This window comes from Flagellimonas pelagia, from assembly GCF_003584135.1.
GTDB classification, from domain to species: Bacteria; Bacteroidota; Bacteroidia; order Flavobacteriales; family Flavobacteriaceae; genus Flagellimonas; species Flagellimonas pelagia.
The window spans coordinates 160,329-175,264 of the sequence record NZ_QXFI01000011.1 but is presented as its reverse complement, the minus strand read 5'-3'; the positions used below and the strand labels follow the sequence as shown (position 1 = coordinate 175,264).

Annotated in this window: 20 protein-coding genes; 19 read left to right on the top strand and 1 reads right to left on the bottom strand. The window is 44.6% G+C overall.

Translation table 11 applies throughout. The features are described from left to right. Nucleotides 1-47: 47 nt before the first annotated feature. The 19 genes from D2V05_RS04010 (at nucleotide 48) to D2V05_RS03920 (ending at nucleotide 13,116) form a co-directional block, all read left to right on the top strand. A complete protein-coding gene (locus tag D2V05_RS04010) occupies nucleotides 48-980 on the top strand; it encodes a bifunctional riboflavin kinase/FAD synthetase (RefSeq protein ID WP_119646251.1) in 933 nt (310 codons plus the stop codon). A 110-nt stretch (nucleotides 981-1,090) separates the two neighbouring features. Next, nucleotides 1,091-2,362 carry a serine--tRNA ligase gene (gene serS, locus D2V05_RS04005; protein ID WP_119646250.1) on the top strand — a complete coding sequence of 424 codons (1,272 nt, stop codon included), beginning with the start codon at nucleotides 1,091-1,093 and terminating at the stop codon, nucleotides 2,360-2,362. 76 nt (nucleotides 2,363-2,438) lie between these two features. Beyond that, a complete protein-coding gene (locus D2V05_RS04000; RefSeq protein ID WP_119646249.1) occupies nucleotides 2,439-4,226 on the top strand; it encodes a tetratricopeptide repeat protein in 1,788 nt (595 codons plus the stop codon). A 176-nt stretch (nucleotides 4,227-4,402) separates the two neighbouring features. After that, the gene (locus D2V05_RS03995; protein ID WP_119638845.1) at nucleotides 4,403-4,720 is read left to right on the top strand and encodes a DUF4286 family protein; all 318 of its coding nucleotides are present in this window, start codon (nucleotides 4,403-4,405) and stop codon (nucleotides 4,718-4,720) included. A gap of 3 nt (nucleotides 4,721-4,723) precedes the next feature. Next, on the top strand, nucleotides 4,724-5,032 hold the full coding sequence (locus D2V05_RS03990; protein ID WP_119646248.1) for a gamma-glutamylcyclotransferase family protein: 309 nt from the start codon (nucleotides 4,724-4,726) through the stop codon (nucleotides 5,030-5,032). An 18-nt stretch (nucleotides 5,033-5,050) separates the two neighbouring features. Further along, complete coding sequence (rsmA, locus tag D2V05_RS03985) at nucleotides 5,051-5,923, top strand: 16S rRNA (adenine(1518)-N(6)/adenine(1519)-N(6))-dimethyltransferase RsmA (protein WP_119646247.1); 873 nt, start codon at nucleotides 5,051-5,053, stop codon at nucleotides 5,921-5,923. Further along, on the top strand, nucleotides 5,910-7,265 hold the full coding sequence (mgtE, locus tag D2V05_RS03980) for a magnesium transporter (RefSeq protein ID WP_119646246.1): 1,356 nt from the start codon (nucleotides 5,910-5,912) through the stop codon (nucleotides 7,263-7,265). The genes rsmA and mgtE overlap by 14 nt, the downstream gene beginning before the upstream one ends. Nucleotides 7,266-7,279: 14 nt before the next feature. Beyond that, nucleotides 7,280-7,639, top strand: coding sequence for a nuclear transport factor 2 family protein (locus D2V05_RS03975; RefSeq protein ID WP_119646245.1), 360 nt, complete (start codon nucleotides 7,280-7,282; stop codon nucleotides 7,637-7,639). 9 nt (nucleotides 7,640-7,648) lie between these two features. Next, entirely contained in the window at nucleotides 7,649-8,014 is a 366-nt protein-coding gene (locus D2V05_RS03970; RefSeq protein WP_119646274.1) for a cupin domain-containing protein, read from the top strand. A gap of 18 nt (nucleotides 8,015-8,032) precedes the next feature. Next, nucleotides 8,033-8,965 (top strand): 2-hydroxyacid dehydrogenase, encoded by a 933-nt coding sequence (locus D2V05_RS03965; protein ID WP_119646244.1) that lies wholly within the window; start codon nucleotides 8,033-8,035, stop codon nucleotides 8,963-8,965. Nucleotides 8,966-8,974: 9 nt separating this feature from the next. Next, nucleotides 8,975-9,391: a response regulator transcription factor gene (locus D2V05_RS19945; RefSeq protein WP_119646243.1), complete on the top strand. Its 417-nt coding sequence runs from the start codon at nucleotides 8,975-8,977 to the stop codon at nucleotides 9,389-9,391. An 87-nt stretch (nucleotides 9,392-9,478) separates the two neighbouring features. Continuing rightward, nucleotides 9,479-9,994 (top strand): DUF4199 domain-containing protein, encoded by a 516-nt coding sequence (locus D2V05_RS03955; protein WP_119646242.1) that lies wholly within the window; start codon nucleotides 9,479-9,481, stop codon nucleotides 9,992-9,994. Continuing rightward, nucleotides 9,991-10,449, top strand: a complete 459-nt coding sequence (locus tag D2V05_RS03950) for a DUF1801 domain-containing protein (protein WP_119646241.1) — start codon at nucleotides 9,991-9,993, stop codon at nucleotides 10,447-10,449. Before D2V05_RS03955 ends, D2V05_RS03950 begins: the two co-directional genes overlap by 4 nt. Next, entirely contained in the window at nucleotides 10,446-10,832 is a 387-nt protein-coding gene (locus tag D2V05_RS03945) for a VOC family protein (RefSeq protein WP_119646240.1), read from the top strand. The genes D2V05_RS03950 and D2V05_RS03945 overlap by 4 nt, the downstream gene beginning before the upstream one ends. A 52-nt stretch (nucleotides 10,833-10,884) precedes the next feature. After that, nucleotides 10,885-11,271 (top strand): YtxH domain-containing protein, encoded by a 387-nt coding sequence (locus D2V05_RS03940; protein ID WP_119646239.1) that lies wholly within the window; start codon nucleotides 10,885-10,887, stop codon nucleotides 11,269-11,271. 84 nt (nucleotides 11,272-11,355) lie between these two features. After that, nucleotides 11,356-11,679 carry an ArsR/SmtB family transcription factor gene (locus tag D2V05_RS03935; RefSeq protein WP_119638857.1) on the top strand — a complete coding sequence of 108 codons (324 nt, stop codon included), beginning with the start codon at nucleotides 11,356-11,358 and terminating at the stop codon, nucleotides 11,677-11,679. Between the two features lie 2 nt (nucleotides 11,680-11,681). After that, entirely contained in the window at nucleotides 11,682-12,173 is a 492-nt protein-coding gene (locus D2V05_RS03930) for a DUF6428 family protein (protein ID WP_119646238.1), read from the top strand. A 10-nt stretch (nucleotides 12,174-12,183) separates the two neighbouring features. Then, the gene (locus D2V05_RS03925; protein WP_119646237.1) at nucleotides 12,184-12,675 is read left to right on the top strand and encodes a GNAT family N-acetyltransferase; all 492 of its coding nucleotides are present in this window, start codon (nucleotides 12,184-12,186) and stop codon (nucleotides 12,673-12,675) included. 18 nt (nucleotides 12,676-12,693) lie between these two features. Beyond that, nucleotides 12,694-13,116 carry an arsenate reductase ArsC gene (locus D2V05_RS03920; protein ID WP_119646236.1) on the top strand — a complete coding sequence of 141 codons (423 nt, stop codon included), beginning with the start codon at nucleotides 12,694-12,696 and terminating at the stop codon, nucleotides 13,114-13,116. On the opposite strand, the gene D2V05_RS03915 is transcribed toward D2V05_RS03920, so the two are convergent. Beyond that, nucleotides 13,113-14,936 carry a GNAT family N-acyltransferase gene (locus D2V05_RS03915; protein ID WP_119646235.1) on the bottom strand — a complete coding sequence of 608 codons (1,824 nt, stop codon included), beginning with the start codon at nucleotides 14,934-14,936 and terminating at the stop codon, nucleotides 13,113-13,115. The two genes, D2V05_RS03920 and D2V05_RS03915, sit on opposite strands and share 4 nt — an antisense overlap.

The following is a 14,936-nucleotide window of genomic DNA, read 5'->3' as shown; positions in this document are numbered from 1 at the left end:
GGGCATAGTATAATTTCAAATGTAAGCCTTTTTTATTTCTTGATCGCTTGGAAACAATCCAGAACATTTCTCTCTTCAAAGACATTCCAAATCAAACGATTATCACCATCGGCACTTTCGACGGAGTACATCTCGGACACCGAAAGATATTGGAACGCCTCATAAATAATGCCAAAGCCACAAACCTGAAATCCACGGTACTCACTTTTTTCCCCCACCCCCGAATGGTGCTACAAAAAGATGTGGACATCAAGTTGCTGAACACTCTGGAAGAGAAAAAACAGATCATGGAAACCTTGGGGCTGGATTACCTCATCATCCACCCCTTTACCAAAGAATTTTCCAGGCTTTCCGCCACAGAATTTGTGCGCGATATTTTGGTGAACGGCCTAAAGGCCAAAAAAATCATCATCGGGTACGATCACCGATTTGGCCGCAACAGAAATGCCAACATTCAAGATTTGATCGCTTTTGGCAACACCCTTGGTTTTGAAGTGGAAGAAATCCCCGCCCAGGAAATCGACGATGTTTCGGTGAGTTCCACTAAAATTCGGAATGCGCTTTTGGAAGGTGATATCGAAACGGCCAACAGCTACCTAAGCTATGCTTACATGCTTACCGGAACCATTGGGAAAGGCAAGGGATTGGGCAAGGAATTTGGTTTCCCCACCGCCAACCTTCACATTGCCGAGGAATACAAACTCATCCCAAAGACTGGGGTCTATGTGGTAAAAAGTACTTTGGAAGACAAGGAATGTTTCGGCATGATGAACATTGGTTTTAACCCCACGGTTGACGGGACCACCAAAAGCATCGAGGTCCACTTTTTTGATTTCCATGGAGACCTGTATGACAAGAAAATCCAAGTCAACATCCTGCATCGCATCAGGGACGAGCACAAGTTCAATTCCGTGGAAGAACTGAAACAACAACTGCAAAAAGACAGGGCACGATCCCTGAAACTGATATCCAACAAATAACCAGTTTCATTTCATTTACAGAATAAAAAACAACATCTATTTTGATGCCCAATGGATTATTGTTGGGCACTTCTTCAGATTGAATTAAATTTGCCGCACAAAACAAGGCCATGCTTCAACTACAGACCATTAGGGAAAATAAGGAAAGTATCATCACCGCTTTAAAAAAGCGTAACATCGATGCAGCACCCATGATTGCTGCCGTAATTGAATTGGATGAAAAAAGACGTTCCATACAAACGGAACTGGATGGCATTCTTGCGGAATCCAACAAACTTTCCAAGGAAATTGGCCAACTTTTCAAATCTGGCAAAGCCCAGGAAGCCAATGCTTTAAAGGATAAGACCGCTGGACTGAAGGAAACCTCCAAACAGTTGGGTGACGACCTTAATGCTACTGCAGCTGCGCTTCAGGAACAACTGTACCTGATACCCAATGTTCCGCACACTTCCGTTCCCGCTGGAAATTCAGATGCCGACAATGAAGAAGTATTCCGTGAAGGGGATATCCCGACCTTGTTTGAAGGAGCCATGCCCCATTGGGAATTGGCCAAAAAATATGACATTATCGATTTTGAACTGGGGGTAAAAATCACCGGAGCAGGATTTCCTGTGTACAAAGGAAAAGGCGCCCGTTTGCAACGCGCTTTGATCTCTTACTTCTTGGATAAAAACACGGCGGCAGGCTACACCGAAATGCAAGTACCTCACATGGTGAACGAAGCTTCTGGATATGGAACCGGACAGTTGCCAGACAAGGAAGGCCAAATGTACCACGTTCAAGCGGATGATTTGTACTTGATCCCTACTGCCGAAGTACCCGTGACCAATCTGCACAGGGATGATATTTTGGCTGAAAGTGATTTCCCTATAAAATATACCGGTTACACCCCATGCTTTAGAAGAGAGGCCGGAAGTTATGGCGCCCATGTGCGTGGATTGAACCGCTTGCATCAATTCGACAAAGTGGAGATCGTGCGTTTGGAACATCCCAACAATTCTTACCAAGCTTTGGACGAAATGGTAGAACATGTGAAAAACATTCTTCGCGAGTTGAAGTTGCCCTATCGAATCTTGAGACTTTGCGGTGGCGACCTTGGTTTTACCTCTGCCCTCACCTACGATTTTGAAGTGTTCTCCACTGCCCAAGATCGTTGGCTGGAAATCAGTTCTGTTTCCAATTTTGAGACTTTTCAGGCCAACCGTTTAAAGTTGCGCTACAAGGATGAAAATGGTAAAAGCCAGCTGGCCCATACCTTGAACGGAAGCTCTTTGGCATTGCCTAGGGTATTGGCCGGAATCTTGGAAAACTACCAGACCGAAAACGGCATCAAAATTCCGGATGCTCTGGTTTCTTATTGCGGATTCGAGCTCATCGACTAGGGTTTTCAGGCATTATTTGGATTCACTTAACAGAATCCCGGGTATTTCTGCGTTATATTTGAAATAAAACACGCTATTGCGCTATTTTTTATTTCTGATATCGTTCCTCCTGTTCCAATTTTCGGCCTTGGCCCAAGAAGATTTTTTGGCCAAACAGTACTTCAATGACGGGGATTACGAAAAAGCCGTGGTCTTTTATGAAAAACTGGTCGAGACCAATCCCAGGCGTACCGATTATGCCGAAGGACTGGTAGCCTGCTACCAGCAATTGGAACGTTATACCGATGCAGAGAATTTTCTGTTGGACAAGCTAAAGGACAATTATGCCTTCCCCACCTTCTTTATTGAATTGGGCTATAACTACACCCTCCAAGACCAAGCGGACAGGGCAACCGAATATTATGACAAGGCCATTCAAAAAATAGATGAAAACCCCAATTATGGCTATAGCGTGGGGTATCGTTTCCAAAAGTATGCCCTACTCGATTACGCCATACAGGCTTACACCAGGGCCATGGAACTCAAGCCCGATCTCAATTACGACTTTCAATTGGCTCGCATTTATGGGGAACAAGGCGATATCGAGAAAATGTACCAATCCTATCTCAATCTTATCTGGGAAGGAAAGACCTCACGCTCCAATGTGCTCAGGAACATCGATGATTTTATTTCGGAAGACCCCGCCAACGAAAACAATGTCCTACTCCGAAAAGTATTACTTAAAAATGCCCAAAAAAGTCCCGATGTGCTCTGGAACGAGCTTTTAAGTTGGTTGTTTGTCCAGCAAAAACAGTATAGCAGTGCCTTCAGTCAAGAAAAGGCCATCTTCAAGCGTGCGGAAGGCAGCAATATGGATCGTTTGGAAAATTTAGGGGACATTGCCCTGGAGGATAACGACCTTGAAAACGCTTCGTCCATTTTTCAGTTCATAGTGGAAAATACCGAGGAACCCAGGATCAAACTGAATGCCCAACTCCGTTTGATCGATATAGAACTGAAGAATCCGACCGCCAAAACCCTCGATTCCGTAGAAAAGCAATTTGAACAACTGGTGGCCGAGTACGGGAACAAAAGTCTCACCCTACAATTACAGATCGCCTATGCCAATTTTTTGACCTTTAGGCGCGAACGTCCTGAACCGGCCATTGCCATGCTCAAGGAGAGCCTGGAACTGCCCATGGGTCGTGTGGCCGTTGCCTATGTAAAACTGGCTCTAGGTGATATTTTGGTCTACGACCAACGCTTCAACGAGGCCTTGATCCTATTCACCCAAGTACAAAAAAGCCTCAAAAATGATGTATTGGGGCAGGATGCACGTTTTAAAGTGGCGCAGACCAGTTTTTATAAAGGGGATTTTGATTGGGCCCTTACCCAATTGAAAGTACTGAGGGGTTCCACGTCCCAACTCATTGCCAACGATGCCATGCAGTTGAGCCTTTTGATCTCGGACAATTCCTTGGAGGATTCTACCCAGACCGCCTTGAAGAAATATGCAAGGGCCGACCTGTTGGCCTATCAAAACAAAAACAAAGAAGCCATTGAGGTACTGGAGGACATTCTCCAAAACCACAAGGGCGAAAAAATTGAGGACGAAGCCCTTTTAAAACAAGCGGAGCTTTTGGAAAAGCAAAAGGATTACGAGGCGGCCGAGTTCAACTACAAAAAAATCGTGGAGTTCTATTCGGATGGGATTTTGGCCGATGATGCCCACTTTGCACTCGGAGAGTTGTACCGGAACATTTTGAACGAACCCGAAAAGGCAAAAAGCCACTACGAAAAGATCATCTACAACTATCAGGACAGTTATTATTTCCCGCAGGCCCGAATCAATTTTAGGAAGCTTCGCGGCGATGCCATAAATTGATCGCGCTGTCATTCCCACTGGTGCCTGAGCGTAGTCGATGTAAAAGCAGGAATCCCATCATAAAGATTTCTCAATCGTACCAATCACTTTTGGCACTCATTTCGAAATGACGCCAGAAACTATTGAATTCCCAAAAAATAGACTAATTTTCACCTCTTCGAAATCAAAAGAAACACATGCTCATTTACAACGTAACCATCAATATCGATGCGGATGTCCATGACGATTGGCTTGTTTGGATGCGGGACAAACACATCCCGGACATGCTGGACACGGGCAAGTTTTCCCATGCCAAAATGGTGAAAGTATTGGTAGAGGAAGATGGCGGGGGAGTCACCTACTCCATCCAATATACCACCCAGGATCGAAAAACCTTGGAAGCCTACTACCGTGAAGATGCCGACCGTTTGCGTGGCGATGCCCAAAAATTGTTCCCCAATAAATTTGTGGCCTTCAGGACCGAACTGGAGGTAATCAGCCAACAAATACCCTAGCCTTTGGAATATCTTTTCACCTACGGCACCCTTCAGGATATTCAGGTACAGGAATATATCTTTGGCCGTAGCTTGACCGGCGTTCCCGGTGCGCTACTGGGTTTCAAAAAAATGGAAAACGCGGTTTACGGTCGTTATCCGCTGGTCCTTCAAACCAAAAACTTGGAAGATAAAGTCAGTGGAACCGTGTATGAGGTTTCCGAAACTGACCTTAAAAAAGCGGACATCTACGAAACCAGTGCATACAAACGGGAAAAGTTCCTCTTGGAATCCGGCACCATGGCATGGGTATATATCGAAAATTCCAAGTAACTTGCAAAAAAACCTCCGGTGTCCAAGAAAAACAAGAAAAAATCTGCCTATGGCGGACATAAAAACCAACCAATAGGACAAGAGGAAGGTGCCGTAAGGGCCAAAAAGCATTTGGGCCAGCACTTTCTAAAGGATGAGAACATTGCAAAAAAAATTGCCGACACGCTTTCTTTGGAAGGGTACACTAACGTTTTGGAAATCGGACCTGGGATGGGCGTCCTCACCAAATACCTGTTGCAACGGGATTTGGACCTAGTGGCCATGGACCTCGATGAGGAATCCATTGTGTACCTGAACCACAGTTTTCCTTTGGAACATCAAGAGATATTGAAAAAGAACAATCGGTTGAACGTGGTGGAGGCCGATTTTCTAAAATTTGACCTGACCGAACTGTACGGGGAAGAAGAATTTGCCATCACGGGAAACTTTCCCTACAACATTTCCAGCCAAATTGTTTTCAAAATGTTGGAAATGCGCAACCAAATCCCAGAATTTTCGGGCATGTTCCAAAAAGAAGTGGCCCAACGCATTTGCGAAAAACCTGGGAGCAAAACCTACGGTATCCTTTCCGTTTTGGTACAGGCCTTTTACGATGCCGAATACCTGTTCACCGTTCCTCCAAGTGTTTTTGACCCACCACCCAAAGTGGATTCGGGAGTTTTACGGTTGAAAAGAAGGGGAAACCAAAAATTACCATGTGACGAACGCCTTTTCTTCAAAGTGGTAAAAACCGCTTTCAACCAAAGAAGAAAGACCATCAGGAACAGTCTTAAAACCTTTAATCTTTCCGATAATCTCAAAGAAGATGCTATCTTTGACCAACGCCCAGAACAGCTCGGTGTAGCAGATTTTGTAACGTTGACCCAGAAGATAGCCAATGACCCCGTTTAAACTCACAGACGAGCTTTTAGAAGACATCAAGGCACTGATAGCGGAGCAAAAGAACTCCGAACTGCAGACCATGATGTCCGAGTTCCACTATGCCGATATCGCCGAGATTGCGGACGAACTCGATGTAGAGGAGGCCACCTACCTGATCAAACTTCTGGATAGTGAAAAAACTTCCGATATCCTTGCAGAAATGCACGAGGACATTCGGGAAGCCGTATTGGGCAACCTTACCGCAAAGGAGATTGCAAGCGAGCTGGAAGAATTGGACACGGATGATGCTGCGGATATCATCAACGAACTTCCAAAGGAAATCATTCAGGAGGTTATTTCCGAAATCGAGGACAGGGAACATGCCAAGCATATTGTGGACCTCTTGCGTTATGATGAGGACACCGCTGGTGGTCTTATGGCAAAGGAGCTTGTGAAAGTCAACGAGAACTGGAACGTGCTCACCTGTGTGAAGGAAATGCGTGCCCAGGCCGAAAATGTGACCAGGGTCCACTCCATCTATGTGGTGGATGATGAAGGTCGGCTGAAAGGCAGATTATCCCTAAAGGATCTTTTGACCACATCTACCAAGACCAATATCAAGGATGTGTATATCCCAAAAGTGGATTCGGTCAATGTCAACGAAAATGCCGAAGAGGTGGCCAAGATCATGTCAAAATACGACTTGGAGGCCATTCCCGTGGTCGATGAAATCGGGAGATTGGTTGGCCGTATCACCATTGATGATATTGTGGACGTAATCCGGGAAGAAGCCGATAAGGATTACCAAATGGCAGCTGGTATCTCTCGTGAGGTAGAGGCAGACGACAGCGTTTGGGAGATTACTCGGGCTCGTCTACCATGGTTGTTGATAGGAACCTTTGGGGGGCTTGGAGCAGCCAGTATCATTACAGGTTTTTCACCTTTGATGAACGATTATAGAATTTTGCTGAGTTTTGTCCCCTTGGTACAGGCCACTGCTGGGAATGTGGGGGTACAATCTTCCGCCATTATGGTACAAGGATTGGCCAATGATACCGTAAAGGGCGAAGTCGCATCACGATTGGTTAAAGAGTTTCTTATTGGACTAACCAACGGAGGGGCCATTGCCTCTATTGTTTTGCTGGTAAGCCACTTTATATTCAACACCCCCTATTTGGTGTCCTTCACTATAGGCGTTGCCATTATTCTGGTGATTATCGTGGCGGCGATCATAGGAACGTTCATCCCCGTATTTTTGGACAAGCGGGGCATTGACCCAGCCATTGCCACTGGACCTTTCATCACTACCAGCAACGATATTTTTGGCATTCTGATCTACTTTACCATCGCCAAATTGATATTGGGCGTTTAAAAGCAAATTATAAAATGTCTCCAAAAGAATTAGTGACCACATGGGTTGAGGTATTTAACCAAGCAGACGCCAAGGCCATTGCCGATTTCTATTATGACGATGCCATCAACCATCAGGTGGCCAATGACCCTGTAGTGGGGAAAGAGGCCATTTATGAAATGTTCAAGAACGAATTTGCCGCTGCCGATATGGTGTGCATTGTGGAGAACATTTTTGAGGACGAGGAATGGGCCATTTTGGAATGGAAAGATCCTTTGGGCCTGAGAGGCTGTGGCTTTTTTCACATCATTGATGGAAAAATCAAATTTCAACGGGGGTATTGGGATAAATTGTCCTTTTTGAAAATGCACAACCTGCCCATACCTAACGAATAAACCATGCCTATGAAATCCATCAACCTGAAACAAAAACATGCCGAGTTTACCAAACAATGGCATCCGCACCAAATTGCGATCGTGGACGATATGCAGGTACTCCTGGCCAAATTACAAGGTGAATTTGTCTGGCATGCCCACGAGCATGAAGATGAACTGTTCCAAGTCATCAAAGGCACCCTGTACATGCAGTTTCAGGACCGTACCGAAACGGTGAAGGAAGGAGAGATCATTGTCGTGCCCAAAGGCGTGGAACACAACCCCATGACCAAGGACGACGAGGAGGTACACGTGCTCCTTTTTGAAAAGCTCAGCACTACACATACGGGCAATGTGCAGCATGAGAAGACCCAGACCCATTATCCAAAAATCTAGGAATTGTATATTTGACCCATGAAAGTTCTCCACCTCGATACCAACCACCCCTTGTTGATAGAGCAATTTGCGGAATTGGGATTTGAAAACCACGAAGACTATACTTCCACCAAGGAAGAAGTGGAAAAGAAAATACACGAATACGATGGCATCGTCATCCGAAGTAGGTTCACCATAGACCAACAGTTTTTGGACAAGGCCACCAACCTGAAATTTATCGGAAGGGTCGGTGCCGGACTCGAAAATATTGATACTAGGTATGCCAAGCAGAAGGACATTTATTTGGTTTCTGCCCCAGAAGGCAACCGAAATGCCGTTGGCGAACATACGTTGGGTATGCTCTTATCTGTCATGAACAAGATGTGCAAGGCCAACCGTGAGGTAAAAAAGGGTAAATGGGACCGTGAGGGCAATCGTGGTGTCGAACTCGATGGCCGTACCGTGGGCATCATCGGTTATGGCAATATGGGCAAAGCTTTTGCCAAAAAGCTTCGGGGGTTTGATGTGGAAGTCATCTGTTATGATATTGTAGGAGGTGTTGGCGATGAAAATGCACGGCAGGTGGGCATTATGGAGTTCCAACAAAAATCGGATGTGGTGAGTTTGCACGTTCCCCAAACCGAATTGACCCAAGGTATGGTGAACACGGAATTCATTAATGGGTTCCACAAGCCTTTTTGGTTGTTGAACACGGCCCGAGGCAAATGCGTGGTCACCCAAGATTTGGTAGAGGCGCTTAAATCCGAGAAAATACTGGGTGCAGGACTTGATGTGTTGGAGTACGAGAAAAAGTCCTTCGAGAACATGTTCGTTCAAAAACCCAAGGCCTTCAAGTATCTGCGAAAGGCCAAAAATGTATTGTTGACCCCCCATGTGGCGGGTTGGACCGTGGAAAGTCATGCAAAACTGGCACAGACCATCGTGGACAAGGTGAAGGCAAGATTTTGCTAATTTTAAAGGGTGAAAAAGACCATTCTTGTTTTTTCTGCCCTCATCATCGCCTTATTGATTCTTTTCAGGCTAAGCCGTTATTCCTATTTGTCCAATGATATTTCCGTTGAACTTACCATTGGTTCCATTGCAGTGATTTTCTTCTTTGTCGGTATTTACATCAACAAAAGAACACTTCATAAGGAAAAGTTGAAACCAACCCAAGTCGATTATAAAAAAATTGAACAACTCGGTATCAGCAAAAGGGAATATGAAGTGTTGATCCTTATTTCAAAAGGAATGTCGAACAAAGAAATTGCCGATGCCCTTTTTGTATCGGAAAGCACCATCAAGACCCACGTGTCCAATCTTCTGGTGAAATTGGATGCACAGCGCCGCACCCAGGCCATTAAAAAGGCGAAAGAACTTCAAATTTTGGCGATATAACCCATCGCTCACGCAAATTTGGTACTTTAGTATGAGCCTGTAGCAAGCTTATCCTTCTACTTTTGGATCAACCATTTAAGCAAGACCATGAAAAAAACAATCTTAAGATATGGTACCTATGGAGCCCTTACCATTTGTGTGCTGTCCATTGCCAGTTGGTATGGACTGAGTACCCTTTCGCTCTCTGTACAGGAAATTTTAGGTTATGTGACCATTACCGTTTCCCTGTGCTTTGTGTATTTCGGGATTCGGCATTATAGGGACAAGGAAAATGGTGGGGCAGTCAGTTTTAAGCAAGCATTGACCATGGGGCTCTTGATCAGTTTGATTACTGCCATCATCTTTGGCTTGTTGGATGTCTTTTATACGGAAGTACTCAATCCAGGCTTTATGGACTATTACTATGCCGAGATTGCAGAAAATATGAAAGGTACCCTTCCACCGGATGAGTTACGAATCCGTCTGGCCGAATTGGAAGAACAGAAAGCCCAATTTTCAAACCCGATATTGTCCTTTACTTTTATGGCAACAACGGTTTTTGCTATCGGATTGATCATTACGCTATTATCTGCATTGATACTCCAACGAAAATCAGAATCATGACCATAGATGCCAAAACCCCAGAAGAATACATCAGCAAAGTACCCGAAGACCGCAAAGAGGTCATCTCAAAATTGCGCGAAACTGTAAAAACCAATCTACCCGAAGGCTTTGAGGAATGTATCACCTATGGGATGATCGGTTACGTTGTGCCCCATTCCCTTTATCCGAATGGGTATCACTGTGACCCAAAACAACCTCTTCCCTTTGCCTGCATTGCCTCGCAAAAGAACTTTGTGGCCCTCTATCATTCGGGAATCTATGCGGACAAAGAACTCCACGATTGGTTTGTAAGCGAATATCCAAACTATGTAAAAACCAAATTGGATATGGGCAAAAGCTGTATCCGGTTCAAGAACATCCAAACCATTCCTTATCAACTCATCGGGGAGCTATGCAGAAAAATGTCTCCCCAGGATTGGATCAATATATATGAACAAAACATTAAAAAATCATGAAAAACAGAGTAACAGGATTAGGTGGAATTTTCTTCAAGACCAAAGACCCGGACCAAATCAAAACATGGTACAAAAACCATTTGGGCCTCAATACGGATAATTACGGATGTTCTTTTTGGTGGAAGGACAAGGATGGTAACGATGCCATGACCCAGTGGAGCCCCTTTAGCAGTGACACCAAATATTTTGAACCTAGTGAAAAGCCCTTTATGATCAATTTCAGGGTCGAAAACCTAGTGGAACTTATGGAGGAATTGAAGAAAGAGGGGGTAACCATAGTGGGTGAGATTGCGGAATACGATTATGGCAAATTCGGTTACATTATGGATCCAGATGGCAACAAACTGGAACTATGGGAGCCTGTTGATAAAGCCTTTCTTTAGATATTGATTTATTTGCTACATTTAAAACTCATTAACCAACACATATAAAACCATGTCTGAAGAAAACAAAGACTTTGGCGACAAAGCCGAAGAGGCTGCAAAAGAGTTTAAGGAAGATGTAAAACAAGCCTTTGACCCAAAAAATCCTGAAAGTGGAAAAACTGTAGCTATAGTTGCCCACCTTACCTTAATCGGTTGGATCATTGCCATTATTATGAATAGCAGTAATAAATCTGAACTTGGCTCCTTTTACATAAGACAAGTCTTGGGCATCATGCTATTAGGTTTTGTACTGGGAATTATACCCGTAATCAATCTGGTAGCTTGGATTTTCCCCTTCATTCTATGGATCGTTAGTCTTGTGGGCGCGATCAATGGAAACCAAAAACCAGTGTTCCTTTTAGGGGAGCATTTCCAAAACTGGTTCAAAAGTCTTTAAAAACAACAAAAGCCAGTTAATTTCCTTTCTGGCTTTTTTATTTCAACATATCATCGTAATATTGCAATATTAAAATACATTAAAATGGGATTGACCAAGACCTATATGTTCACCACCAAGCAGAATGACCTTGCCAAAATCGCAAAAGTTTTGGCACACCCTGCCCGCGTGGCCATTCTGGAATATATCAGTAAGCAAGATGCCTGCATCTGTACCGATCTGGTGGATATCATTGGTCTGTCCCAGCCCACCATTTCCCAGCATCTGAACGAGATTAAAAAAATTGGGCTGCTCAAGGGAACCTTTGAGGGCAAAAACCTATGTTATTGTATCGACCAGGAACGATGGGAAGAACTTCAACAAACCTTCCACCTGTTCTTTTCCAATATTAACCGTAATTGTTGTTAACCATGAAAACATCTGAATTTTTATCCCTTTTAAAACAACATCAGAACAAAAGCCTGCTTTTCGAGTATGCTCCTGATCAACTCGTTGGGGCCAATTACCACATCACAGAAGTGAAAAACATTACCATAGACTCTGTGGATTGTGGGGCCGGGACCGATTTTTGGAAGGAGACCATTGTACAACTGTGGGAAAGTCCAAAAGAAAAAGAGAAAACCGAATTCATGTCCACCTACAAGGCATTGGGCATCCTGAACAAAGTGGATAAGATCAAACCTATGGACAAGGACACGGAAATCAAATTTGAATACAGCAATGACCATTTTCACACTGCCCAGCTTTTTGTAAACGATTTTGATTTGGATGAAACCTCGTTGATCATGAAGCTCTCCGTAGAAAAAACCGACTGTAAGGCCAAGGAAACCTGTGGGGTTGTCCCAACGGTGGCCGAGATAGAAAAAGAAGCCTGTTGCACACCTGGATCCGGTTGTTGTTAATCCTATCATCATGACCATTCGAAACATGCGGCCTTCCGATTGGGAACAAGTGTCCCAAATCTATGCCGAAGGAATAGCCACTGGATTTGCCACATTTGAAACCCAGATTCCCAGTTATGAACATTGGGATAAATCACATACCGACCACTGCCGATTGGTTGCCGAGGAGAACGAGACCATTTTGGGATGGGCCGCCCTCTCCCCTGTCTCAAGTAGATGTGTTTATGGAGGAGTTGGAGAGGTGAGTGTCTACATCGCGGCCCAAAGTCGCGGCAAAGGAGTTGGCAAAATGCTTATGCAACGCTTGATAACCGAAAGTGAACAGGCAGGATACTGGACTTTGCAATCCGGTATTTTTCCTGAAAATAAAGCAAGCGTACAGCTACATGAGCAAGTGGGTTTTCGCTATATTGGCAAACGTGAACGGGTAGGCAAGCTTCACGATGAATGGAAGGACAACCTTTTATTTGAAAAGCGGAGCAATGTCATCGGAACAAATTGAACATCAATCAAAAAAACTATGAAAAACGTATTGGTACTCTGTACCGGAAACTCTTGTAGAAGCCAAATGGCCCATGGCTATCTGAACCATTTTCAGAATAAATTGGCCAACATTTACAGCGCGGGAATCGAGACCCATGGTCTGAACCCCATGGCCGTTGAAATCATGAAAGAGGACAACGTGGACATCTCTCACCACACCTCCAATCATGTGGACGAATATCAGGGAATTGAATGGGATTTCATTATCACCGTGTGCGATCATGCCAGGGAACATTGCCCTTTCATCCCATCCAAAAATGCCATTCGGGTGCATCAAAATTTTCCAGACCCATCAAAAGTAAAGGGAACAGATAAAGAAATTGTGGAGGCATTTCGTGAAACAAGGGACCAAATCAAGGAATTCTGCCATGATTTCGTGAAAGAGGAACTGATGGACTAAGTCAAATCCTCTGGATTGGTAATCCCTTCGGCCATTTTTCGCTCCAATTCGGCCTGGAACTCTTCCATGACCGGTTTTACCGTGCTTTCCGGTAAATCGGCTATGCGGATGTACATGAGCCCGTCCACAGAATTGTTGAACAAGGGGTCCACATTGAACGCGACCACCTTGGCGTTCTGTTTGATGTATTTTTTAATCAATACGGGCAATCGCAAACTCCCGGGTTCCACCTCGCTAATGAGCTTGTCAAATTTGTTCAGGTCAGCTTGGGTCTCATCAAAAATGAACTCCTTGTCGGCATCGTTCAGTTTTACCTTGAATTCTTTTTTAGGACGAATGTATTGGGCCACGTAAGGATCCCAATAGTTTGATTTCATAAACTCGATCATCAAGGACTTGGAGAAATTGGAGAACTGGTTGCTGATGCTCACGCCCCCGATCAAATATTTATGCTCCGGATGCCTTAAGGTGGTATGCACGATGCCCTTCCAAAGCAAGAACAAAGGCATCGGTTTTTGTTGGTATTCCTTTACGATATAGGCCCTACCCATTTCGATGGATTTTTCCATCATACCGTAAAGTTCAGGCTCAAAACGGAAAAGGTCTTGGAGATAAAACCCATCGATACCGTACTTTTTGAAGATTTCGGAGCCCAATCCCATTCGGTACGCCCCAACAATGGTCTTCTCATCATCGTCCCATAGAAAAAGATGGTGGTAATAGGAATCGAATTTATCCAAATCTATGGCATTGTTCGTCCCCTCTCCCACTTCACGAAACGTGATCTCGCGCTGTCTTCCAATCTCGTTGAGGCAAAAAGGCATGTCTTTCTGTTTGGCCAAGAAGACCTCATAGTTCTTGCTCTGCAACACACGACAGTCTTTTTCACGCAATCGCTTTATTTCACCTTCCAACACCTTCGTACTGATGGGTGTGGCAATTTTCTTGGGAGGTTTGGGTATCTTCAAAGAGGTGGGCACCTTATCGATCAAGCGTTCCTTTTCAAAAACATTGGCCAAGAGATAGGTTTTCTTGCGCAACAGTTCGGTGAAGGATTCCAAGGTCTCCTCCTCTTGTTGGGCAGCAACCGATATGGGTTGCCCAATCCTCACCTTGATGGGACGCATGCTTTGAGAGGTCAATTCCGAAGGCAATTTGGCCGTTCGGAACACATCGTTCATTTTGGATAAGGTATAGAAAAGTCGACTGTTGCGGGCGTGAAAATAAATGGGTACAACCGGCACTTCGGCTTTGCGGATCAATTTGATGGCTGCCTCTTCCCACGGCCTGTCCACTACCAATTTCCCATCTCGATAGGTAGAAACTTCCCCGGCAGGGAATATGCCCAATGGATGACCGTCCTGCAAGTGTTTTAGGGCATTCTTGAAACCTGTTATGCTGCTCTTGGCATCCTTATGGCTTTCAAAAGGGTTCACCGGCATAATAAAAGGCTTCAGGGGTTCGATCCTATGCAACAAAAAATTGGCTATGATCTTATAATCCGGACGCTCGTTCAACAAAAGTTTCAGCAACAAAACACCATCAATCCCACCCAAGGGATGATTGCTGATGGTGATGTACGGACCCGTTTTGGGTAGCCTTTTGATATCCTCTTCCGGAATTTCAAAATCGATTTCATAATGGTCCAGGATGGCGTCCAAAAATTCGGGGCCTGGGAGGTCTTTGTTCTTGTTGTAGAACCTGTTAATCGTAGTGATCCTAGTGGCCACCATCAAAAGCCAGCCCACAAAAGTGCCCAAAAAGCCATACTTGTCCAGATGAATCACTTTTGCAACCTCCTTTGCAGTAACCAAGCCCAT